The sequence below is a fragment of the Mycoplasma sp. HS2188 genome, assembly GCF_025209835.1.
In the GTDB taxonomy this organism is placed as follows: domain Bacteria; phylum Bacillota_I; class Bacilli_A; order Mycoplasmatales; family Metamycoplasmataceae; genus Mycoplasmopsis.
On the sequence record NZ_JAOAOI010000004.1, the window covers coordinates 22,383 to 45,579 of the forward strand.

Annotated in this window: 23 protein-coding genes and 1 tRNA gene; 17 read left to right on the forward strand and 7 right to left on the reverse strand. The window is 30.4% G+C overall.

The window, feature by feature from the left end:
- Nucleotides 1-442: 442 nt before the first annotated feature.
- A complete protein-coding gene (locus tag N1F73_RS02105; protein ID WP_260359809.1) occupies nt 443-634 on the forward strand; it encodes a hypothetical protein in 192 nt (63 codons plus the stop codon).
- Nucleotides 635-1,189: 555 nt separating this feature from the next.
- Here the strand turns inward: N1F73_RS02105 and N1F73_RS02110 are convergent.
- From N1F73_RS02110 to N1F73_RS02135, 6 genes are all read right to left on the reverse strand, one after another.
- A complete protein-coding gene (locus N1F73_RS02110; protein WP_260359811.1) occupies nt 1,190-3,892 on the reverse strand; it encodes a cation-translocating P-type ATPase in 2,703 nt (900 codons plus the stop codon).
- Between the two features lie 71 nt (nt 3,893-3,963).
- A tRNA-Ser gene (locus N1F73_RS02115) sits at nt 3,964-4,054 on the reverse strand.
- A gap of 134 nt (nt 4,055-4,188) precedes the next feature.
- Complete coding sequence (locus N1F73_RS02120; RefSeq protein ID WP_260359812.1) at nt 4,189-4,728, reverse strand: NUDIX hydrolase; 540 nt, start codon at nt 4,726-4,728, stop codon at nt 4,189-4,191.
- A gap of 42 nt (nt 4,729-4,770) precedes the next feature.
- Nucleotides 4,771-5,283 (reverse strand): hypothetical protein, encoded by a 513-nt coding sequence (locus N1F73_RS02125; protein ID WP_259290031.1) that lies wholly within the window; start codon nt 5,281-5,283, stop codon nt 4,771-4,773.
- A 35-nt stretch (nt 5,284-5,318) separates the two neighbouring features.
- Entirely contained in the window at nt 5,319-6,194 is an 876-nt protein-coding gene (locus N1F73_RS02130) for a UTP--glucose-1-phosphate uridylyltransferase (RefSeq protein ID WP_396888683.1), read from the reverse strand.
- On the reverse strand, nt 6,181-6,540 hold the full coding sequence (locus N1F73_RS02135) for a hypothetical protein (RefSeq protein ID WP_259290030.1): 360 nt from the start codon (nt 6,538-6,540) through the stop codon (nt 6,181-6,183). The genes N1F73_RS02130 and N1F73_RS02135 overlap by 14 nt, the downstream gene beginning before the upstream one ends.
- 74 nt (nt 6,541-6,614) lie before the next feature.
- On the opposite strand from N1F73_RS02135, the gene N1F73_RS02140 reads away from it, so the two are divergent.
- From N1F73_RS02140 to hpt, 16 genes are all read left to right on the forward strand, one after another.
- Nucleotides 6,615-8,573 (forward strand): DHH family phosphoesterase, encoded by a 1,959-nt coding sequence (locus N1F73_RS02140; RefSeq protein WP_259290029.1) that lies wholly within the window; start codon nt 6,615-6,617, stop codon nt 8,571-8,573.
- Between the two features lies 1 nt (nt 8,574).
- Nucleotides 8,575-9,030, forward strand: coding sequence for a 50S ribosomal protein L9 (gene rplI / locus N1F73_RS02145; RefSeq protein ID WP_259290028.1), 456 nt, complete (start codon nt 8,575-8,577; stop codon nt 9,028-9,030).
- A complete protein-coding gene (locus tag N1F73_RS02150; RefSeq protein ID WP_260359814.1) occupies nt 9,020-10,489 on the forward strand; it encodes a replicative DNA helicase in 1,470 nt (489 codons plus the stop codon). The genes rplI and N1F73_RS02150 overlap by 11 nt, the downstream gene beginning before the upstream one ends.
- Complete coding sequence (locus tag N1F73_RS02155) at nt 10,489-11,760, forward strand: CNNM domain-containing protein (RefSeq protein ID WP_259290026.1); 1,272 nt, start codon at nt 10,489-10,491, stop codon at nt 11,758-11,760. The genes N1F73_RS02150 and N1F73_RS02155 overlap by 1 nt, the downstream gene beginning before the upstream one ends.
- A gap of 712 nt (nt 11,761-12,472) precedes the next feature.
- On the forward strand, nt 12,473-13,492 hold the full coding sequence (locus N1F73_RS02160) for a nicotinate phosphoribosyltransferase (RefSeq protein ID WP_396888684.1): 1,020 nt from the start codon (nt 12,473-12,475) through the stop codon (nt 13,490-13,492).
- Between the two features lies 1 nt (nt 13,493).
- The gene (plsY, locus tag N1F73_RS02165) at nt 13,494-14,228 is read left to right on the forward strand and encodes a glycerol-3-phosphate 1-O-acyltransferase PlsY (RefSeq protein ID WP_260359823.1); all 735 of its coding nucleotides are present in this window, start codon (nt 13,494-13,496) and stop codon (nt 14,226-14,228) included.
- Between the two features lie 165 nt (nt 14,229-14,393).
- Nucleotides 14,394-14,957, forward strand: a complete 564-nt coding sequence (gene efp / locus N1F73_RS02170) for an elongation factor P (RefSeq protein WP_259290380.1) — start codon at nt 14,394-14,396, stop codon at nt 14,955-14,957.
- Nucleotides 14,957-15,259 carry an MMB_0454 family protein gene (locus N1F73_RS02175; protein WP_259290379.1) on the forward strand — a complete coding sequence of 101 codons (303 nt, stop codon included), beginning with the start codon at nt 14,957-14,959 and terminating at the stop codon, nt 15,257-15,259. The genes efp and N1F73_RS02175 overlap by 1 nt, the downstream gene beginning before the upstream one ends.
- 51 nt (nt 15,260-15,310) lie before the next feature.
- Complete coding sequence (mnmA, locus tag N1F73_RS02180) at nt 15,311-16,435, forward strand: tRNA 2-thiouridine(34) synthase MnmA (protein WP_259290378.1); 1,125 nt, start codon at nt 15,311-15,313, stop codon at nt 16,433-16,435.
- A 9-nt stretch (nt 16,436-16,444) separates the two neighbouring features.
- On the forward strand, nt 16,445-19,066 hold the full coding sequence (gene alaS, locus N1F73_RS02185; RefSeq protein WP_260359836.1) for an alanine--tRNA ligase: 2,622 nt from the start codon (nt 16,445-16,447) through the stop codon (nt 19,064-19,066).
- Nucleotides 19,059-19,487, forward strand: coding sequence for a Holliday junction resolvase RuvX (gene ruvX, locus N1F73_RS02190; RefSeq protein ID WP_260359841.1), 429 nt, complete (start codon nt 19,059-19,061; stop codon nt 19,485-19,487). The genes alaS and ruvX overlap by 8 nt, the downstream gene beginning before the upstream one ends.
- The gene (locus tag N1F73_RS02195; RefSeq protein WP_260359844.1) at nt 19,487-20,197 is read left to right on the forward strand and encodes a BC85_0335 family putative methyltransferase; all 711 of its coding nucleotides are present in this window, start codon (nt 19,487-19,489) and stop codon (nt 20,195-20,197) included. The genes ruvX and N1F73_RS02195 overlap by 1 nt, the downstream gene beginning before the upstream one ends.
- 50 nt (nt 20,198-20,247) lie before the next feature.
- Nucleotides 20,248-20,736 (forward strand): transcription elongation factor GreA, encoded by a 489-nt coding sequence (gene greA, locus N1F73_RS02200; protein WP_259290374.1) that lies wholly within the window; start codon nt 20,248-20,250, stop codon nt 20,734-20,736.
- 43 nt (nt 20,737-20,779) lie between these two features.
- The gene (locus tag N1F73_RS02205; protein WP_259290373.1) at nt 20,780-21,451 is read left to right on the forward strand and encodes a deoxynucleoside kinase; all 672 of its coding nucleotides are present in this window, start codon (nt 20,780-20,782) and stop codon (nt 21,449-21,451) included.
- Entirely contained in the window at nt 21,451-22,113 is a 663-nt protein-coding gene (locus tag N1F73_RS02210) for a deoxynucleoside kinase (RefSeq protein ID WP_260359853.1), read from the forward strand. Before N1F73_RS02205 ends, N1F73_RS02210 begins: the two co-directional genes overlap by 1 nt.
- Nucleotides 22,114-22,131: 18 nt before the next feature.
- Complete coding sequence (hpt, locus tag N1F73_RS02215; RefSeq protein WP_259290371.1) at nt 22,132-22,668, forward strand: hypoxanthine phosphoribosyltransferase; 537 nt, start codon at nt 22,132-22,134, stop codon at nt 22,666-22,668.
- 345 nt (nt 22,669-23,013) lie between these two features.
- Here the strand turns inward: hpt and N1F73_RS02220 are convergent.
- On the reverse strand, nt 23,014-23,197 hold a 184-nt coding region (locus N1F73_RS02220), incomplete at its 5' end, for a hypothetical protein (protein WP_260359857.1).

The following is a 23,197-nucleotide window of genomic DNA, read 5'->3' on the forward strand; positions in this document are numbered from 1 at the left end:
CCGCCGACACTGATAAGAATTTATTATTCATGTAGAAGACATTACAGTTATGGATTTAACAATTTTTGATTTAACCTCAAATGACAATTATTGATATGTTTCTATCAATTCGCATAAATCAAAATAAATATTTAGATTTTAACTAATATTGATACATAGATAACGAATAAACACTTACACAACGAAATGTGTATGACTTTTTATTAAGATATTTATTGCTAGGGTTAAAACAGTGTTAATAATAACTATGATAGTATTATTTTGTCTTAATTTAATATCTGAATATTTCCTTTGTTTTGTTCAAAAAATAATGTAACATATAAATGTGTGATATAAGTGGAACAACCGACTTGCGAGCATTGCCACACATTAATAAAATAAGGTTGCTTTAGATAACTAAGGGCGGGGGCTGTTGTTGGCTATTAACCTGTCATTTTTTTTTATGATTAAAATAAATGATGAGAACTTTAAACTAATAATTATAAAATTAGAAAATATTTATAAGAAATTGTTTTCGGAAAAACAAATAATAAATATTTATGTCAATAATATTGAAGACAATAATGGTATAAAAACAAATCTAATTCATATTAAAAAAGAACATATTCCACATCTTTCGGGATTGCAATACTAAAAAAAAGCATTTAAAAGAAATAACACAATGAGGGATGAACAATTTTTGGAATATTTTTTCAATATTTTAAAAAATGAAAATAACCCAAAAACTAAATTAGAAAAAATACTGATTAATAATCCGTCATCTATTGGCGAAAATAATAGAAAAAAATATTCTATTAGTTCTTTTTTTGATTTTTTAATACATAGAATAATTGCCACTCGTTCATTTTTTGATTTGATTTATACCATGAGTTGTGAATTTGCTCAATTCTATTTTAGTTTTTCAACTAAATCTAATTCATTTTATTATGCTTGACAAGGCAAAAAAATCGGAATATTTGAATTAGAATGTATAAGTCTTAATAAGAATTATACTTATGAAACTTATATTTTAAAGTCATTGAAAATGATGCAAAAAAGAAACGAAAAAAATTATAAAATGTGTAATATCAGAAATATATCAATTAAATAAAAATGCCAGAGTAGTATACCTCTGTGCATTTTTTTTGATTGTCAAACGCATAGATGGATCGGCATTGCCCCCCCTTTTTTTTATGCATTTGTTTTTATTTTATCTTTTTTGTTTTTTAGAACGGAAATAATTGATAATTTTTTTGATTTCGTAAGCGAAAATCAGTATAAGTCCTAAAGCAATCGAACTTGCTATCAATTCAGGAGCTTGTGTTAAATTACCCATTCTAAAATATTGTGCTATTTGTGGAACTAATCCAATTAATAAAATTGTGAATGCAGAAAATGAAACAGCTGATCAAACTAATCAATATTTTCTTATTGATGATACAAAAATTGATTTTTCACTCATTAAATTAATAGTGTTAATACCACACGCTAAACCGAGCGTAATAAAGCCGGCTGATGAAGCGTATTGACCGACGTCTAAGCCGTTTTTAATTGCTAACTCAGCACCAATTACATACGAAACAAGCGTCGCAAGACTCAGCAATAAAGACTGTCATAATAATTCTTTTCCCATTCCCCGAGAAAATAAACTCTCTTTTTTGTTATATGGGGCCCGATTCATTACATCTTTATCGCTGTTGACAAACCCTAGAGCAATAGCTGGTAATCCGTGTGAGACTAAATTAATTCATAGTAATTGACTTGCCCCAAAAATATAAAACTCGTTATTTACGCCAAAATATTTTTTATAAGCAAGAAAGAAAGCGACCATCCCGACTAGCATAACTATTGTTTCAACAAGTGATGACACCAGTAAATTCATGATTACAATTTTGATTTTATCGAAAGTCGAACGACCGTTTTTAACGGCACCTACAATTGTGTTAAAGTTATCATCAACTAGTATCATGTCGGCAGCCTGTTTGGAAACATCAGTACCTGTGATACCCATTGCACATCCTATATCAGCAACCTTAAGGGCCGGTGCATCATTGACCCCATCCCCCGTCATTGCGACAACTTTTTCGTGTGCCTGTCATGCTTGCACGATTCTGAGTTTATCTTGTGGATTAACACGTGCGTAGACAGAAATTTTAGTTATTTGACTTCTTAATTCTTCATCGCTCATTTTTGTTAATTCTTCACCGGTGATACTCAAATCACCTTCATTATAAATTCCCAAATCTTGAGCAATTGCTTTGGCTGTGACAATATGATCTCCGGTTATCATAACAGTTTTAATACCGGCCTTTTTTGAAATTAAAACACTTTGTTTTACATTGGCACGTGGCGGGTCAATCATAGCGATTAAGCCAATAAATTCTAAGTTATTTTCGTCATCAAAGCTTATTTGGTCACTATTTATTTTTTTACGAGCAACAGCTATAACTCTATAAGCTCTCTTTGCTCATTCATCGTTGATTTGAGTTATTTGCGAGTGATTTATGTTGATGGATTTAGAAATTATTATGTCAGGCGCACCTTTTGTGATCATATATTTTTGACCATCAATGGTAGTCAAAATTGAGTGCATTTTGCGTTCACTATCAAATGGTAAGGAATGTAAAATTGAATTTTTGGCAATTAAATTTTCTTTTGCAATGCCCAAATCATAAGCAAATCTTAACATTCCAGTTTCAGTTGGATCTCCCACTTCATTAAATGTTTTGCTTTTTTCATCGTAGTTTATGTAAGCATCACTACATAAAGTTACATACTGAGCCAACGTATTAAAACTATTATTTTCGTTAGCTTTTGAAAGGAATTGATTTGAATTTAAATCAAATGCTTCAACAACCTTCATTTTATTTTCGGTTAATGTTCCAGTTTTGTCAGTACAAATTATTGACGTAGAACCTAATGTTTCAACAGCCAATAAATTTTTAACCAATGCTTTTTGCTTAGTTAGATTTTTAACACCGACAGACAATAACACTGTGGTAAATGTTAATAAACCTTCCGGAATAGCGGCAACAGCTAAACTTATTGCAGTCACTGTTGAGTGTGTATACACGTCTAAATTAGTTCAAGAACCACTTATTAAATTATTCAATAAGACCTGAATGCCTAAACTAACAAATAATAAAACGATTCCACCAATTCCAAATAACTTACTTAATTTATTCAATTTGAATTGTAAAGGAGTACTGCTTTTTTGTTCTTTTTGTATTAAGGAATTTATTTTACCAATTTCAGTATTAATACCAGTGTTTTGAACAAATGCCTTGGCGCTACCTTTGATTATATAAGTTCCTGAATAAAGAATATGTGTGTTTTCGGCTAATGTTAAATTATCTACTTTATCCCAATTGGCTTTTTTATTAATAGCAAGATTTTCGCCAGTTAATGAAGACTCGACAACATATAAATTAGCTGATTCAATTAGTCTACAATCAGCATTAATTGTGTCACCAGCAGAAAAAATAATTAAATCTCCAGGAACTAACTCACTTGCTTTTATTTTTTGGGCAATCCCATCACGAATTACATTAGCATATGTTTCATTGATTTTTTCTAGTGCCCTTACTTCTTTGTCGGATTTGACTTCTTGGTATGCTCCGAGCAATGAATTTAGTGCAACAACTAATAAAATAATCCCTGGTTCAACATATGAAATAGTTAAATCAATGCTATCTTTTTTGCCACTTATATGTTCGTAGATAGCTAAACCAAGCGAAATCATTGCTCCTATTAAAAGCAAAATAATCATTGGGTCAATGAATTGTTTAAAAAAGGCAATAAAAGGATTTACTTTTTTGCTTTTTTGCAAAACATTTTCACCATATTGTGCTCTCGCTTTTTGCACCTGTTCGGTAGTTAAACCTGTGTATTTTGTTGCTTTATTTTTGTCCATATACCTCCTCTATTTTTTAATGAGATTATTATAAATAATAATCTATGATATTAAAAAAGTTATAAAAAAAATGGCGGAACAGAGAGGATTTGAACCTCCGCGGGTGTTGCCACCCCTACAGCATTAGCAGTGCCGCCTCTTCAGCCTCTTGAGTACTGTCCCGTTTTGCTTATTTATTATAATAAAAAAATTTTTTTCAACAAAGAAAAAAATCAAATTTAAGATATTTTTATAAATCGAACTATTTTTAGTATTTTTTTTAAAAAAAGTAAATATACTCATAAAAAATTGTGTATTTACTTATTTTTAGTGAGAAATAACAAATAAAGTGATGACAATGAAGAAAGAGTTAGTTCATTTAAAACGATGTTTGCAAACTCGTTTTGCGAATATCATTTATTATAAGATACTGATTCAAATACTGAACCATCGGTCGTTATTTTACCTTGCTTTAAGCCCGAAACATCCACTAGAAAATTAAAAACTTTTTCATTCATTTGAGTAGTAGCAATAGCTACTGAAGAAGATACAATATTTTTGGCTGTTATTTTATATCCTGCTTCTTCGTTAATTTCGTTGATACAACACTCAATAGGTAATTGATTTTCTTCAATACTGCCCGTTACCGGAGAAGGATAGCATTGATCTCAACTTATTTTTTCTTTTATTTCTGGAAGCGGTTGATAATGTATCATAAATTCGTATTGGTCTCCATTGTGACGATAAAGTAGGGCAGCAATAGAATCAACGCTTTTGCGTTGGCAATATGTGAAACCTTTTTGAGATTTATATACACTCATTCACTCATTGGAAAATAACTTCTCGTTTTTGTTCATAAAATAATTTTACAAAATAAAAAAAGTTTCAACGAAACTTTATTAAACTAATGCTAATTCTTTGATTTCTTTATCTAGTTTTCTTAATTCAGCTATATCTCTATTTGCGACCGCTTCATCAATTTTTTGTATATATTTATCATATTTTTCTTTTGCTTCAGGATTTTGTTCTTTAGAACTTTTGAATACATTTTTAAAAGTAAGTAAATTGTTTACAAGAGTTTCAATTTCTAAGTATTGCTGTGCAATTTTTACTTTAACTAATAATTTTTCAGTACTATTAATCACTTCTTCTTTTGTGTGATCTTTTTTCGCTATAACAGCTTTTGAAGCGTTTATTTCTTGTTCTAAATTTGTTATTGATTGTAAATTTTGCTCTTTAAATGAGTTTTCATCGTTAGTGAATGGTCTTAATTTATTTACAGTAGTTTCACTGATTTTGATTAACTCATCCAAGTATTTTTCCTCGCTGCTTTTTTTTGAACTGCAACCAGCAGATAAAGCAACAATTGGGAATGCTGTAACACTCAATAATTTAAATATTTTTTTCTTCATAATTACTCCTATTATCTAATAATACACATTATTTTTTATTTTGATTTTATATATTCTAAAATAGAATCTTTTATTTTCTCGTCAGCCAAGGCATAATCGATTGTAGCTTTAACAAAACCTTCCACTGAACCTAAGTCATAGCGAACACCATCAAATTCATACGCATAAATTTTTTGGTTATATTTTTTGACAAGTTCATCAAAAGCGTCAACTAATTGAATTTCATTTTTGCCATCGTATTTGATGTTGGCTAAAATATCTAAAATTTCAGGGTTAAAAACATAACGTCCTAAAATTGCTTTATTCGATGGCGCTAATTCAAGTTTAGGTTTTTCAACTGCACCCGCTATTTCAAAATATTTGTTATTACGTTCGTTTTCGTTAAGTGGTTTAACAATTCCATACTTATTGATATCCGAATCTAAAACGCTTTGAACTCCTAAAATATTGCTTTGATTTTCGTTATAAAAATCAATCAATTGTTTTATTGCTGGCACTTTTGATTTAATCAAATCATCACCTAAAATTACTGCGAAAGGTTCATTATTTATCATTTCTTTAGCAACTGCCAAAGCATGTCCTAAGCCGTTTTGCTCATGTTGAATAATAAATTTTATTTTGTCTTTTCTATTGGTTTGTTGAACAATTTTCAGTAAATTATCTTTATTTTTCTTGTTTAGTTCATTTTCAAGTGCTTCGTTTTTATTGAAAAAATCTAATATATTTTTCTTACGCTCACTTATGATCAAAATTATTTCTTCAATGCCAGAGTCTAAAGCCTCATCGACTAATAAGTCAAGAGAAGGTCTGTTTAATATTGGAACTAACTCTTTATGAATTATTTTAGTCATTGGTAAAAATCTTGTTCCTCATCCGGCAGCGGGAATTATTAATTTTCTAACTTTTGCCATTATTTTCTCCTAAATGAATTGCTAATCATAGTGCATACTGTGATGTTTGAGTTACTTTATGTTTGGTCAGTGGTTCAATTTTAATGATGTCACCTTCTTGAATGTTATGCAATTTTTCATCTGCATCCATGATCGTTGCTTGACCTTTTAATAGAGCGACAAGTTCTATATTTTCATTTTGCATTCACGATGTTTTAGCGTTGAACGAGTGAATGATTTCGATTTTATGTTGCTCGTCATTGAATATTTGTTGAAATATTTCTTTGCCTTGATTTTTTACACTTAAATATTCAATTTCACTCTGACTTAAATATAAATTTTTCACTAACTCAATTATATTTTTCATAGATATATTTTACTAGTTATTGAGAGTTTGCCGAATTATTATTCGATAAAGTTATTTAATATATAATTTAAATTATGAATTTAAAACAAAAATTAATTTTATATTTAAGTGCAACTGTTTTCTTTATTTTGACAAGTATTACTTCTGTTGTCTTTTTAGTTTTGAAAACATCACTCATATGGTCGATTATGTTTACATTAATTTTATGTTTTAGTTTGTTACTTTTGGGATTGTTTTCTATAACAAGCATAAAATCTTATATTAGTCTGCAAAATAAAATTAAGTCATCTTATGAGAGATTTACTGATGAAATACTCGAATTTAATCAGTTAGGTACAATTATTTATGATTTTTACGGAAACATAGTTGATTGTTCACAATTTATTCGCAAACGCTTTGGCGATAAACTAATTGGCACCTCATTGACTTCGTTTTTCGAAAGTATTAATATTAATTTTGACAAAAAAAATCGTGAATATGAGTTTCAACATAATGGCAATTTTTATATAGCGAATATTTTTGATTTAGATAATTATGTTTCAATTAAAGATATATCACTACAAAAACGCACGCTATTAATGTATGACGAAGAATTGAGTGTTATTGGTGAGTTAGAAATTGATAATTACGCTTTATATCAATCAATATTGAGTGAAGATCAATTGTATAAATTAAATCAAAACGTGATTTCAATGCTCGATGGTCTGGTTCAAAAATATAATTTAATATTTCGTCAATATAACTCAAATGGTAAATTTTTAATCATTACCAATAAAGGATCGCTTGACAAAATGATCCAAGTGCAATTTGATTTTTTCAAAAGTTTGCACAATATTCTTAAGACGCAAAATAATAACATTATTGTTTCTATATCAGCTGGTTTTGCTTATGGTTCTAATAATTACATTTTAAAAACAGATTTAGCTAAAACGGCACTTTTACAAGCTCAAGGACGAGGTGGAGATCAAGTTATTGTAATTTCTCCGCACTCGCAGCCAACTTATTTTGGTTCAACAACTGAAATTTTACCAAGTGTGGACAGGACACGTATTCGTGCGTTTACTAAAGTTGTTGAACAAACATTGAGCAATAGTGCAATTGATAAAGTAATTGTTTATGGTCATGCTGTTGCCGATTTGGATGCGTTAGGGAGTGCAATCGGTGTGATTTCTTTAGCAAAAGCTTACAATAAAAAAGCATATATTTGTTCTTCAACACAAGACGAAACCACCAAAAAAGTACTCAAACAATATTGAGATGTTATTGGCGAATATATCATTAAACCTCAACAAGCAAACAAAATTAGTGACGAAAATACTGTTGTTTTCTTTGTTGACAATGCGCATCCAACTCGTACAGATAATCCTGAAGCGATTAAAAATATTAGTTCAAAAAATATATTTATCTTAGATCATCACCGGATGAAATTATCAATAGATTTCGCCCCCAAAGAAAATAGAATTGTGGCAACAACTTCTTCATCTGCTAGCGAATTGGTGACTGAAATGTTAATGTTTGCTGACAAAAAAATTAAACTAGATTTAATCACGGTGCAAATGTTATTGAATGGAATTTGTTTAGACACATTGCAGTTTCAAAAACACGCAACATCCAAAACATTTGAAGCTGCTAGTTGATTAGAAGCGCGGGGCGCTAATTCCACAACAGCAGCCAATGCATTAAAAATTAATGCTGAAACTTATGATAAAGTTAATGAATTATTAGCTTCTTTAGAAGAAGTAAAAGAAGGTTTTTTCTTAGCTTATGCAGATATCCCAATGCCCGACGATATAATTTCAATTGCAGCTGAGGAAATTTTAAGAATTGATGGGCGTCGTGCTAGCTTTGTTGTCGCACGACAAGAAAAAGGCGATAAGTATAAATTATCAGCCAGAGGTATTGATACTAATGTGCAAATCATTTGCGAAAATGTCGGCGGCGGTGGCGGATTTGCAGCTGCTGCGGCAATATCGACAGATGATTTAGAAACATTTATCAAAAACATCAAACAAGCAATAGTAGGAGTGAAATAAAATGAAAGTTATTTTAATTAAAGATTCAAAACATGGTAAAGCCAACACAATAGTGGAAGTATCTGATGGCTTTGGTGCTAATTTTTTAGTTGCCAAAGGTTTTGGAGTTCCATATAACGAAAAAACAAAATATCAATTAGAAAGACGTTTAAGTGATTTAACAGCCAACGAAATGGAATTACGTTCACAGGCGCTAGAATTAAAACAACAATTAGAAGCAGATAAATTAGTTTATGAATTAGACGCTTTAATTGACGCACATGGCAATTTAATTGTTCATAAATCTATTTCAACAAAAGATATTAACAAAGATTTAGTTAAAAAAGGATATAAATTAGATAAATACGCAGTGCAAAAAGTGCACATTGTCTCAAACGGCTTACACGAGATTGATATCGTTGTTTACAAAGATATCGTTGCCAAATTTAAAGTAGAGGTAAAAGTCAATGTCAAATAATAATTATCCTTCCAGCGAGATGCCTTCGTCCGGTATAAAGCGTTCTAAATATATTAATGTTGCGTATGAATACGCAGTTTTGGGTTTAATTTTATCAAATGAAAATTTAGCAGATAATATTATTCCATTTATGCAAGAAGAAGACTTTGGCGATTTATCTTGTCGCCAACTTTTCAGCATTATGTCTGGTCTTTATGAAGCAGATAAAAATATCAATAACGATACAATTTTAGCAACTGCACAGGCCAACAATATTCCGCTAGTTAACACACAATTATTAGTCAATGTTTACTCATCTAATGGTCTGCGTTCGAATATTCAAATGTATCTTGCTGAATTAGAACGTTTGACACGTTTAAGAACTTTGGAATTTGAAATCGACCAAATTAAAGCGACATTGCAAAATAGTCGCAAACCAATCAACCCACAAGACATGATCACTAAAATTCAGGAGTTGTTGCAAAAATTAGACAGTGCCAAAAAAGGCGGCGATTTCCATACAACTCAAGAAGTTAGTGATAAATATTTTGAAAAATTACAAAAATTACGTGCTTCAAACGGCCAAGAAATCAGTGGAATCAGAACCGGTTATACTGATTTAGACCGTATAACACAAGGTCTTCATAGTTCGGAATTGGTCGTGTTAGCTGCTCGCCCTGGTATTGGTAAAACCGCATTTGCTTTGAATATCGCAATCAATGTTGCAAGACAAAAAAAGAAAGATGACCCTAGCCGTAAAAATAGAGTGGCATTTTTCTCTTTGGAAATGTCACCTGAACAATTAATGGGTAGAATTTACTCAATTACTACTGGCGTTGAACAAAATAAATTGAAAAAACCACAAGATCCTAAAAATGGTTTATCTGACGCAGATATTATCAAAATAACCAGTATAAAGAACAATTTTATTGACAAAATGCAACTTTTCATTGACAATACATACGACAATGATATCGACACAATATTATGAAAATGCCGCCGTTTACACAAAAAAGAAAAATTAGACTTAATTGTAGTCGATTATATGCAATTGATTGCCGGTGGTAAAGGACATCGTGGCGATAATCGTCAATTAGAAATCACAAGAATTTCACGTAATTTAAAAACACTTTCACTAGAATTAGAAGTTCCGATCATTGTTCTTTCACAACTTAATCGTCAAACAGAAACACGTGAAGACAAAAGACCAATGTTAGCCGATTTAAGGGAATCAGGTTCGATTGAAAATGACGCCGACATTGTTATGTTCTTATATCGTGAAGATTACTATAATCGCAAGAACAAAACTGATACTGACCAACAATTTAACGGTAAAATGGGTGAACCCGTTCAGTTAATTATTGCTAAACACCGTGCCGGTGAAACCGGTGTAATTAATTTAAGAATGCTTTTACATTTAGGTCGTTTTGAAAACTTTGAATTTTATAAAGGCATCGACATTGATGAAGGTAATGAATAATGGATCGAATAATAATTATTTTGATACCTGTACTTATTGTATTATTAATTCTTTCTTCAGTCTTTTCAAGTTGCGAAACCGCTTATTCAACTCTTAACCCAGGAAAATTAGAAACAATGATTGACCGCAAGGAATTTGGGTCAAAAATCATTAAAAAACAATATAACTTTTTCAATCGAATGTTAGCACTGATTTTGATTTGAAACAATATTGCTAATATCGGTCTTTCATCGGCGCTTTCATACGTAATGTCAAAATCGCTGATAGGGAATGCCAGTGAATATTCTGCACTAATTTCAACAGCTGTTTTAACTCCTATTATTGTCATTTTAGGGGAAATAATACCCAAGTTAATTGCCAAGTCACATCCCGAAAAAGTTGCAAAAATATTTTGCTACCCTTTACAAGGTCTATATTACTTATTTTTCCCAATTATTTGATTAATTAGCAAAATAAGTAAAGACATTTATGTTACCAACACCGAACAAGATGTTAAAAATTTAATTGATGTGGCCCACACTGAAGGTATTTTAGAAGCTAATGAAAGTATCATGGCACAAAATGCACTAGATTTAGACACAACCAAAGTCAGAAGACATTTTGTAAAGCTTAAAGATATGTCTTTTGTGTCTTATAAAGCAAATATTACCGAAGCACTCAATGTATTTAAAGAAACAAATTATTCACGCTTGCCAATTGAAAAAAACGGTGAGTTCTTGGGTATTGTATTGCTTAAAGATATTTTCTTTTTAGAAAAAGGGAAAATTATCGATTATATGAAAACTATACCGACAATTAGTGCTAATTCTACTTTAGCAATTGCTCTAGAAACTTTACGTTCGCAAAGAGCACAAATGGCCTTCGTAACAAACAACAATTCCTCACGTGAAGTTTTAGGTATTATTACTATTGAAGATATTTTAGAGGAAATTGTCGGCGAAATATACGATGAATACGATGAAGAAGAATTAAAAGATTTCTTCGAGATTAGTTTAGAGTTATTTAGAGTTAATGGTGCCGTTAAAATGCGTGAGTTAATTTCGCGCATGAATCTAGATTTCGAAATTGATGACAAATTATTGAATTTAAACGTACAAAATTTTGTCAAAAAAAATAATAATGGCAAGCTTACAAAGTCAACCAAAATTGAGTTTCAAGGTGTGTTTTTTAAAGTTATCTCAGCACCCAATAAAAAACAAAAACATTACCTTTTTGAAGTTGAAATCGGAACACAAGCACCAGTTAATGTTGAGGCAACTGCAGAATTTTAAAATAGGTAATCCTATTTTTTTATATGGAATTTTATTTCCACAAATGAATAAATAATTTAGAGATGCTTTTTTATCCAGTAAAAAAGCTAAATTGTGCAGTAAAAATGAGCTTTTTCAGTCTAAAAACGGAGTTTTTTAAAAAAACGCAATTTTTCATTATATATTAATTTGAGAATTATTTTAAAAATAAATTAATTTTTTTGTGGAAAAAGTTTTATACTTATTATGAAATATATGAAATTGTCTCGGTACGAGTTAAGTCGCTCAAAATAATCATCTCGTATTTTTTCTATATTTCAAAATCGATTGCTAATAAAAATTGCTCGTTTTATTTTTAGTGATCACTCGCACACGTTCGTTTACTATTCATTTTCGATAATAACTTATCTTAATTTTTATTTCTTTCTATATGAAATCTACAAAAGTTTTCGATAGTTTCCTCCTATTCGATTAATTACAAATTTGTTTTCCTTTTCGTTGTTTATTATCGCTAATAAAACTTTCTGTTTTATGTTTATTATGAATAATATTAAACAAGTCTTTGATTAATTGACTTGTTTTTAATTTGCTTTAATTCAATAAATATTGAAATTTAGTCAATTTTTACTGTAATGTATTGATAATATTAAATGTATTTGCGAAATATAACGTTTTCAATGTATAATATGAAAACTTATTAAATAAATATTTTAAATTAATAAAAGAGGTATAAATGAGTATTAAATACGATAAATATATATCGTCATATTTTCATAAAACTGAAAAAATAATTGAAACATTTAATCCACAAAATACTATAAAATTGCAGTTTTTTCAAAGAAAAAACAATGTTATGGTTGCTGGTATGAATGAGGTTCTAGATTTATTAAAAAACAATACTGATACAAGTAAATATACAATCAGATATATTCCTGATGGCGAAATAATCAATAATTTAGATATCGTTTTAGAGCTAGAAGGACATTATCAAGATTTTGGTAAATACGAAGGGATGATTGATGGTATTTTAGCTCGTTCATCAACTATTGCTACAAATATGAATCGCTGTGTTAAGGCGGCTAATGGAAAAGATGTGATTTTTATGGGCGATCGTGCTGATCACTGACTTCTACAAGAAATTGATGGTAAGGCAGCTCATTTAGGGGGTGCATCATCAATGTCAACTGAGGCACAAAGCGTTGTTCAAGACACAGATTCCACATTTGGTTCAATACCACATTGTTTAATTCAAAATTTTGATGGCAATACTGACGAAGCAATGAAAGCCTACGCAAAGTTGTTTCCTGATGAAAAAATAATTTCTTTGGTTGATTATCACAATAACGTTATTCGTGAGTCTTTGAGTTCATACAAAGCAATAGGTAAAAGTTTGTGGGGTGTTCGTCTAGATACTTCCAAAAACATGAAAGACCATATGTTTGATAATCAAGAAGATAATCCTGAATTTTACGGTGTTAATATTGAACAAGTTAAGAGATTGCGTAAAGCATTAGACGCCGAAGGTGCTAACGATGTCAAAATTGTTGTAAGTAGTGGTTTTACTGCCGAAAAAATTGCAAAATTCGAACAAGCGAACGCGCCTGTTGATGCATATGGCGTTGGCCAAGGCATTTTTTCTCCTGCTATATCATACTCAGCTGATGCAACAATTTTGAATGGTCATCAACAAGCAAAAGAAGGACGTGGCTATCGTGAAAATCCAAAATTAGTAACTTACAAAGGTGAATTTTAAAATGGATGCATTTTCAATTACAATAGTTGTCCTTCTAAACTTAGCTTTAATGATTTTTGGTTATTTTATTGGCTCACTCAATACGTCGATCATAATGTCGAGAAAATTTAAAAAAGATGACGTTCGAAATCACTTTTCAAAAAACGCTGGAGCAACTAACTCATTGAGAACCTATGGCAAAAAGTTTGCTTTAATTGTTTTTGCTTTTGATTTTATGAAAGTAATCATTCCGACATTAATTTTTGCCGGTTTAGAAAATCATTTATTTCCTGAATTTGCTAAAGAATATTGAATGAGCCCACAATCAATTGGCCTTGGGGTCATAATTGGTCATTGCTTCCCTGTCTTTTTCAATTTTAAAGGCGGCAAAGGTGTTGCTTGTTCATCAGCATTTATTTTGTCTATTAATCCAGTTTTATGATTAATTGCTTTTGTTGTTTTTTTCAGTATAGTTTTAATTTCTAGAAAAGTTTCCTTAGGATCGATATTAACATCAGCAATCATTGCTCCGTTGATTTTTATTCCTTGATTTACACAAGGTATAACTGGATATTGACTGAATTTTGTTAATTTATCAAACAACATCAGTATTTCACATTTACAATCTCACTGATATGTATCACCAGTTTTTTTCTTAATCGCTGCAATCCTAGTTATTATCTTACACCGTAGTAATATTGAAAGATTATTGAAAGGTACTGAGTCAAAATTAAGTTCAAAAAAGTTAAATAATTAGACCACAAAAACCCGAATCGTCTAGATTCGGTTTTTTATCGCAATTTATTTCGGTTTTTAATCTAAATCAAATTTAAAGACAATTATTAAATTAATTTTTATATTTTAACTTTTATAATAAAATTGAATTATAAATTAATATATATTAAATAATAGGAGAATAATTATGATTAACGTAAACACATTTAAAGGTGGAATTACATTTGAAGACGAAGGGGAAATTTTTGTTGTAATTGAAGCTCAACACTCAAAACAAGGTAGAGGACAAGCAAACGTTAAAGCAAAAGTTAAAAACCTAAGAACTGGTGCTATTACTATTAAGTCATACACCGGTGGAACAATGATCAAAAAAGCACATATTGAAAAACGTCCAATGAATTATCTTTACAATGACGGTGCAAACATTATTTTAATGGACAACGAAACATATGAGCAAGTAGAAATACCAGTTAGCCATGTGGAATGAGAACTAAACTTTTTAAAAGAAGGAACCAGTGTTAAAATCAGAAAATTCCAAGAAGAAATTTTGGACATTGAATTAGATTCATCTGTTACCTTAGAAGTTATTGAAGCACCAGATGCAGTTAAAGGCAACACAACAAACAATCCACAGAAAAAAGTTAAAGTTGAAACAGGATATGAGTTAGATACTCCAATGTTTATCAAAGAAGGTGATTTAATTATTATCTCAACCGAAACTGGTAAATACACAAGTAGAGGAAATAAATAATGAATTTAATTACAGTATCGTGTGGCATTAATCAATCATACTCAGTTACTGAAGACACATTGCAACAACTAATTCAACAATGTGCTAATGACACAAGTTTTTTGAAGTTAGACGGTATTGCCAAAATAATTTTCAACAAAGATTACTCAAACGCGTCTTTTATCATTGATGTAAAAGTTAAAAAAAATAAAAATTTGGGTGATGTTATTGAACAATTCATTAAAGAGTTCGAAACTCGCTTTGAAAGTTTGATTGACATCAAACCACACGATGTAAGAGTGTGTTTTACTGGTAATTATTAAACTTTGTCCAGCCACACTAGTGGTTGGCTTTATTATTTAGTAAGGAGCAAAATGGCAAATTCAAATAAAAAAGTAATTTTAGGTATGTCGGGTGGTGTTGATTCATCAGTTGCCGCTGCATTATTATTGCGTCAAGGCTATGATGTTGAAGGCTTATTTATGCGTAATTGAGATTCTTTTGTTAATAATGATTTTTTAGGTAATAAAGAAATTGCTCAAGATATGTGTTCACAAGAAAGAGATTATCTAGATGCACAATTAGTGGCAAACAAACTTGGAATTAAACTACACCGTGTCGATTTTATTAAGGAATATTGAGATAATGTTTTTGAAAACTTTATTTCTGAGTACCAAAAAGGACGCACTCCTAATCCCGATATTTTATGCAATAAATTTATTAAATTTTCAGCATTCGCCGACCACGCATTCAATAATTTGAACGCTGACTATATAGCCATGGGTCATTATGCTGATGTTAAAAATGGTCATTTATATCGTGCCAAAGATCAAAATAAAGATCAAAGTTATTTTTTAGCACAATTAACTAACACACAACTTGAAAAAGTATTAATGCCTTTAGCTCAGTACGAAAAACCAGAAATTAGAAAAATCGCACTCGAATTAGGCTTGGCGACAGCTTCTAAAAAAGACTCAACTGGTATCTGTTTTATTGGTGAGCGCAATTTCACTCAATTTTTACAAAATTACATCCCTGCCCAACCCGGAAAAATTGTTTCAATTGTTGACAATAAAGAACTAGGGACACATGAAGGTAGTTATTACTATACTTTAGGTCAAAGAAAAGGTTTAAATCTAGGCGGTATGAGTGAACCTCACTATGTTTGTGGGCATGATATTAAACAAAATATAGTCTATGTTGCTCCTGCTTCAGATATGAGTTATTTGGAATCAGACATGTTAGAGGCCAGCGGTTTGACATTAAATAACACTGACTATAATCCTAATAATTTAAGTGCTAAATTTAGATATAGACAACAAGATATTCCTGTTAGCATCGAAATCTTCGACAACAACAACGTGCGCGTAAAATACCCATCAAAAGCACAAGCCGTAACACCAGGACAACAAGTTGTGCTTTACGATGGCGATAAATGTATTGGCGGTGCAACCATCGAAAAAATTTTCCTAAATAATCAAGAGAAAACATATGTATAGGAGATAAAAATGAATTCAAAAGAAATAAGAAAGAAATGATTAGATTTTTTTGAATCTAAAGGTCATCTAATTGTAGAGAGCAAAAGTTTAATTCCAGTTAATGATCCATCATTATTGTGAATTAACTCTGGAGTAGCAACATTAAAAGACTATTTTAGTGGTAAAAAAATACCACCTAAAAATCGTTTAGCCAACTCACAAAAAGCAATTCGTACTAATGATATTGAAAACGTAGGAGTTACATCTAGACACCACACATTTTTCGAAATGTTAGGTAATTTTAGTATTGGCGATTATTTTAAAAATGAAGCTATCGAGTTTGCTCATGAATTTTTACTAAAAGAACTAAAATTGCCAGTAGATAAATTGTATTTTACTTACTTTAAAGAAGATGAAGAAACCAAACAAAAATGATTGAGTATGGGTATTGATCCCTCTCATTTAATCTCGGGAGATAGAGATACAAACTTTTGGGACGTAGGTTCGGGTCCATGTGGTCCATGTACTGAGATTTTCTTTGATCGTGGTGAAAAATATGATTCGCGCGGTATTGAACTGTTGCAAAATGATATTGAAAATGACCGTTATATTGAAATTTGAAACATTGTATTTAGTCAATTCAATAATGAAGGCGACAATAAATATACTGAATTAGCACAGAAAAATATTGATACTGGTGCCGGTTTTGAAAGAATTGTTTCTATCATGCAAGATGCACCAACAAACTATGACACTGATTTATTTTTAAATATAATTCACGAAATTGAAAAATACACAAACTACACCTATGATATTAATAATTACTTCACAAAAGACCCAATTCAAAGCGAAGTGAATACAAACTTTAAAATAATTGCCGACCACATTAGAACTGTTGTCAACGCCTTAGCCGATGGAGAAAGTGTATCGAATGTAGGTCGTGGTTACATTATTCGTCGTTTAATTAGACGTTCAATTTATAAAGGAATGCAATTAGGTATTAAAGGTTTATTTTTACACAAGTTAGTAAAAGTTGTGCACGATTCATTGCCATTCAATTATGATATTGTTCCAGTAGAAAAAGCAATCAAAGATGAAGAAGAAGTGTTTGCTAAAACGATTGAAAATGGTAAGACATTACTTGAATCATATATCCAAAAAGGCGAAAAAGTTTTTGATGGACAAGTTGCCTTCAATTTATTGGAAACATATGGTTTTCCTATTGAATTAACTGTTGAAATTTTACAAAAGCAAGGTATTGAAGTTGATATGGAAGCTTTCGAGCAAGCAAAACAAAAACATATTGACGCAAGTAGAGGAAACAAACAAAGTGGAATGCAAAAAGCTATTAATTCACTGTCTTTAATTAAAGAAAAAATTTCTAACTTTGTAGGTTATGATTACACACAATATACTGCTAAAATTATTGAATTATTTGACAGTGAAAAAAGAATTAAAGAAGGTGAAAACAATTCATATGTTGTTTTAGATAACACTCCATTTTACGCTACTTCTGGTGGTCAAAAACACGATGAAGGATATATGCTGCAAAACGGCAACAAGATTAAAATTATTGATGTTTTCAAAGACAAATACGGCAACCACATACATTTAGTTGAGGGCAAAATTAATGCTATTGATCCGGTTGAGTGTTTTGTTGATGAATATGTAAGAATGAATTGTGCTCGTAATCACTCAGCTACTCACTTAATGTTTTCAGTTATGAGAGATATTTTAGGAGCCCAAATTAAACAATTAGGTTCTGACATCACTGAACAAAGATTTACATTCGACTTTCCAGGTGATAATAAACCAACCCCAGAACAAGTTAAACAAATCGAAGACAAAATGCGTAACATAATTGCGCGCGACATTAAGCGTGAATACATCATCTCAACTATTGAGCAAGCAAAAAATCTACACGCAGTTATGACAATTGAAGAAGACCAATACATGGACCCTAAAGCAGTTCGGATTGTAAAATGAGGCGATGTAACAAGCGATTTATGTGGTGGAACTCACTTAAGCAATAGTGCTCTTATGGAAAACTTCAAAATCACTAATGTTGACAAAAAACAAGCTGGCGTATATCGTTTCAGAGTCATTACCTCAAACGAATTAGTTGATGAATGATTGAAAGAGCAAATTAGCTCAAGTACTGAAGAATTAAATAATATCGTTGCTAAAATCAAAACTCTTGATGCAAATTATCAACCATCGAAATTAAGCGAAAGCGATAATTTAGAATTAATGTTAGAAAACATTAACACCAACATTGAACAAGCTCGTGAAGATTTTAGAAAAATTAATAAAGAAAAATCAAATGTGGAGTTTGACTTCGACAATGTTAATATAACAAAAATAGCAGACAAAAATGTATATCTTAATTTAGATGTTGATGCCTCACAAATTAAAGTTATTGCTTCAACTCTAAGAGAAAAATATCAAGATGCATACATAATTTTAGGATCTCCATATCAAAATCAAATTTTATTGGCGATTGCAACTAAATTAACAGACTCAAACAAATTATTTAAACAAATTTGCACTAAAGCAAACGGTCGTGGTGGGGGATCAGCAATTCTAGCTATGGGTAAGGTGGATAATTCACCTCATCTATTGGACTATATTACTGAGGTTTTAAATGCGTAAATTATCACTCGATTTAGGAACTAAGACATGCGGCTTTGCTGTTACCGATTCTTTACAAATTGCCGCAAATGCCTTAGATACTGTTCGTTTTGAAGAAATGAATTTTGATGTTGTGATTGATAAAATTACACAATATTTAAAAACATATAACGATGTAGATGGATTTGTTGTTGGCTATCCATTGCGTAGCAATGGCGACAAAAGCGAACGCACAATCATGTGCGAACAATTTGCTAAAAGACTAAAAGATCACTTCAATATTGATACGTTTTTAGTAAATGAATATGGAACTACAATTAAAGCCGAAAACACACTTAAAAACACAAAAATGAGTGCTAAAAAACGTAAAAGTGTCAAAGATACACTGTCAGCTGTCATCATTTTGCAAGAATATTTAGAATATGGTGGGCATAAAATCTAATGATTTCAGCTAAACTTAATCTACCAGATTGAGCAAAATGAACATTATTTGCGTCAATGTTTATTGTTGCCGCTATTGGTATTGGTGCTTACTTTTGGTCACGTTGAAAAGTACGCCAAATTAAACAAAATTTGCAAAATGAAGAAGATAGAAGAAATCGTCAAAAATTAATGGAATTAAGAGGCGACGATTTAGGTATGATTCCATACGATTTAAAAGATTTTTTCGGTTCCAAAAGCGATGATTATGATGTTGAAAATTGAGTTAATACCGTCTTTTTGAATGATGCTAATGATGTGTTATTTGTTTCGCCTAAACTCGAATTTGAATTAGCAACATTACTTTTAAAAACTAAAGCTAATATTTCTATCGTAGACAAAGAAATTAATGCAAATCTTTGAAATAGTGCGGTTGTAAATTTTCCACATTACTTCACAAAAAAAGTTAGAACCAGTTCAATTAGCGAATTGAAAAAAGAGCAATTTAAATTAATATTTGCTAGCAATCTTACTCAATCAAACATTGAATTGTTTCAACAATTTTATTCAATTTTAGAACCAAAAGGGATGTTAATTATAAGACAAGATAGCACCAAAAATTCTGACCTAAAACAACTGGTAACAGATCTCAAAATTACTGGTGTTTTACACGAAGTATCAGCAATAAAATCCAAATTTATTTATATTGTTAAACAACAAAATAATAATTAAATCTCACATAAATGGTAAAATAAAAATTAACTAAATTAGGAGGATTAAAAATGCCAAACAAAAAAGAAGAAAAAATTTATTTAGCGCAAGAAACATTAGATAAATATAAAAATGAATACTACGAATTAGTAAATACTAAAAGACTAGAAGTTCAACAAGCGCTTAAAGAAGCACGTGCACAAGGTGACCTTTCTGAAAATGCTGAATATGATGCAGCCAGAGAATTGCAAGGGATTGTTGAAGGTAGAATTCGTGAATTAGAAGCAATTATCGAACGTGCTGAAGTTATATCAAACACCGAAATTAAAGGTGTTACAAAAATTGGTATTGGTGCAACAGTAACTTACGAAAAAGAAGATACAAAAGAATTGCGTGAAGTAACAATTATGGGTATTCATGACAGTGATCCGCTTAATGGCAAAATTTCGAATGAATCGGCCCTTGCGTTAGCATTGGCAGATGGCAAAATTGGTCAAATCGTTGAAGTTGACGCCTCAACAAAATACAATATTAGAATAATAAACGTAGAATATAAGTAATTTTAAATTACTTTTTTTCTTATTTTTTTAGCAAGGAGAGACAATGGTAATAGGAATTAGCGGAATGATCGGGAGTGGTAAAAGTGTATTAACCAAGAAATTAATGCAACATTATCCCACTTCAATGATGTTGAAGGAATTTGAAGAAGACGATGAAGTTTTCAATCAATTTCTTGAATGATTGTATAAAAAAACACCAAACTTAACAATCGGATTTCAATCATATGTTGTCGAAAATCACACATCTAAATTAGCGAATTTGTTCAATGAGTTCAATGAATTAGGTAAAAAACATAGTAAAGACCATATTTTTCTAGACCGTTTCAGTATAGAGCACTATATTTTTGCCAGTGTAAATTTAGCAACAAAAAGCGAAAAATATATGCAGGCTTATGATTCTTTATTTTCAAACTTAATCACTGATGAAGAAACACCAGATTTAGCGATATATCTAGATGTAAGTTTTGAAACTTTTAAAAAACGTTTATTCGCCCGCGGTCGTGAAGTTGAAATTAAAAATTACGCTATGAATGAAGAATACTTTAGACAATTACACTCAGTTTATAAAGACACTTTTATTCGTCAAGCAAATAAATTCAATATGGATTATATTATTCTTGATACAAATGATATGAGCGAAGAAGAGGTTTTTGATAAAGCGATTGAAATTATTGAAAGCTTTGATTTCAGTAAAAAGGGACGTTACAATAAATAATGGTTATAGGAATTAGCGGAATGATCGGGAGTGGTAAAAGCACTCTGGCCAAAGGTTTAACTAAATATTATTCAGATTCAATATTGCTTGAAGAATTTTCTGAAGATGACGAAGTGTTCAATACTTTTTTACGTTGATTTTACGAACAAAAAGAGAATATTGATATTGGTTTTCAAGCTTATATTATTGAATCATTATCATCAAATTTCAATAAAACTATTGAAGAATTCAATAAAAAGAAACTGAATTGAAACAAGAATCATATATTTTTAGATCGCTTCAATCTTGAGCATTATATTTTCGCTGTTTTAAATTTAAAACACAAGCCCAAAAAATATTTAGTGGCTTTTGACGCAATGTTTAATAACTTAATTGACACTAACGAAAATCCTGATTTAGCGATTTTTATAGATATTGATTTCGATACATTTAAGCAACGCATAATGAAACGAGGACGCAAAAGCGAAATTGACAATTATGCCCAAAATGAAGAATATTTTAAAGAATTGCACGCATTATATAAAGATTTATATGTCCATTTAATGAATTCTTTTAATATCGACTATATAGTTATTGATGCTAATAATAAAAATGAATTTGAAATACTTGGCGAAGCAATAAAAAGTATTGAAAACTATGACTTTAAAAATAAAAGGCAATAAAAATAAAAAGGGGGAAGTATGGATAAAAGATTCACAAAAGTTCTTTATACACGTGAACAAATAGAGGACAAAATTAAAGAAATGGCAAAGTGAGTTAACGAAACATATGCCGATTCTAAAAATTTATTACTAGTTGGCTTACTAAAAGGTGCTGTGCCATTTATGGCACAATTAATTAAAGATATTACTGTTGAAAATGAGATAGCATTTATGATAGCTTCTAGCTATGAAGGGGGAACCTCATCTACCGGTAATGTCAAAATAATTATGGATATTGAAACCGATATTGAAGGCAGAGACGTTTTAGTTGTTGAAGATATTATTGATTCAGGTATTACATTGCATAAAATAAGTTCAATGCTAAAAAATAGACACCCTAAATCATATCGTATAATTACTCTGCTAGATAAACCAAGCAATCGTAAGGTTGATCTTCATCCGGATAAAGCAGCTTTTGTTGTTCCTGATGCTTTTCTGGTTGGATATGGTTTAGACTATGAGGAAAAATTCCGCAGCGTTCCTTTTATTGGTATTTTTGATCCGAATAAAAAATAAACTAAAATAATATTTGATATTAATCAATTTAAGTTCAGGCTAATAAAACAACGCTTGAATTTTTTTTAGATTACTTTTTAACACTCGAATTCACAATTTTAACAGAGCTAATTTGACTAATTACAATAAATCATAAAGATGTCAATGATGCATGAATACTCAATATCATTTATCAAGATATAGAACATTTCTTACTATAAAAATTAATTTCATCTATGCGAAATGTGAGTTAAGAAACAAAAAAAGCCTTTTTTAAAAAATAAAAACGGGCTTTTTTTGTTTTATACATTTGTGATTTAAATGTAGAATTTTATTGTCTAGTATTGTGCTTTTTTAAAGCACATTTTAAATTTTATTAATTAATTCCTGATAAGTTTTAGATAATAATTTAAGAATTTCCTCGGAAACCAACAAGTTTTTTTCAAGCAATTCTTTTTCTCTTGTGTTTGAATTTCTTAATTCATTGATCACGTTATATAAATTAATCGCAAACTCTCTACTTCTTTTAACAGCACGGTAGAACTTTTTA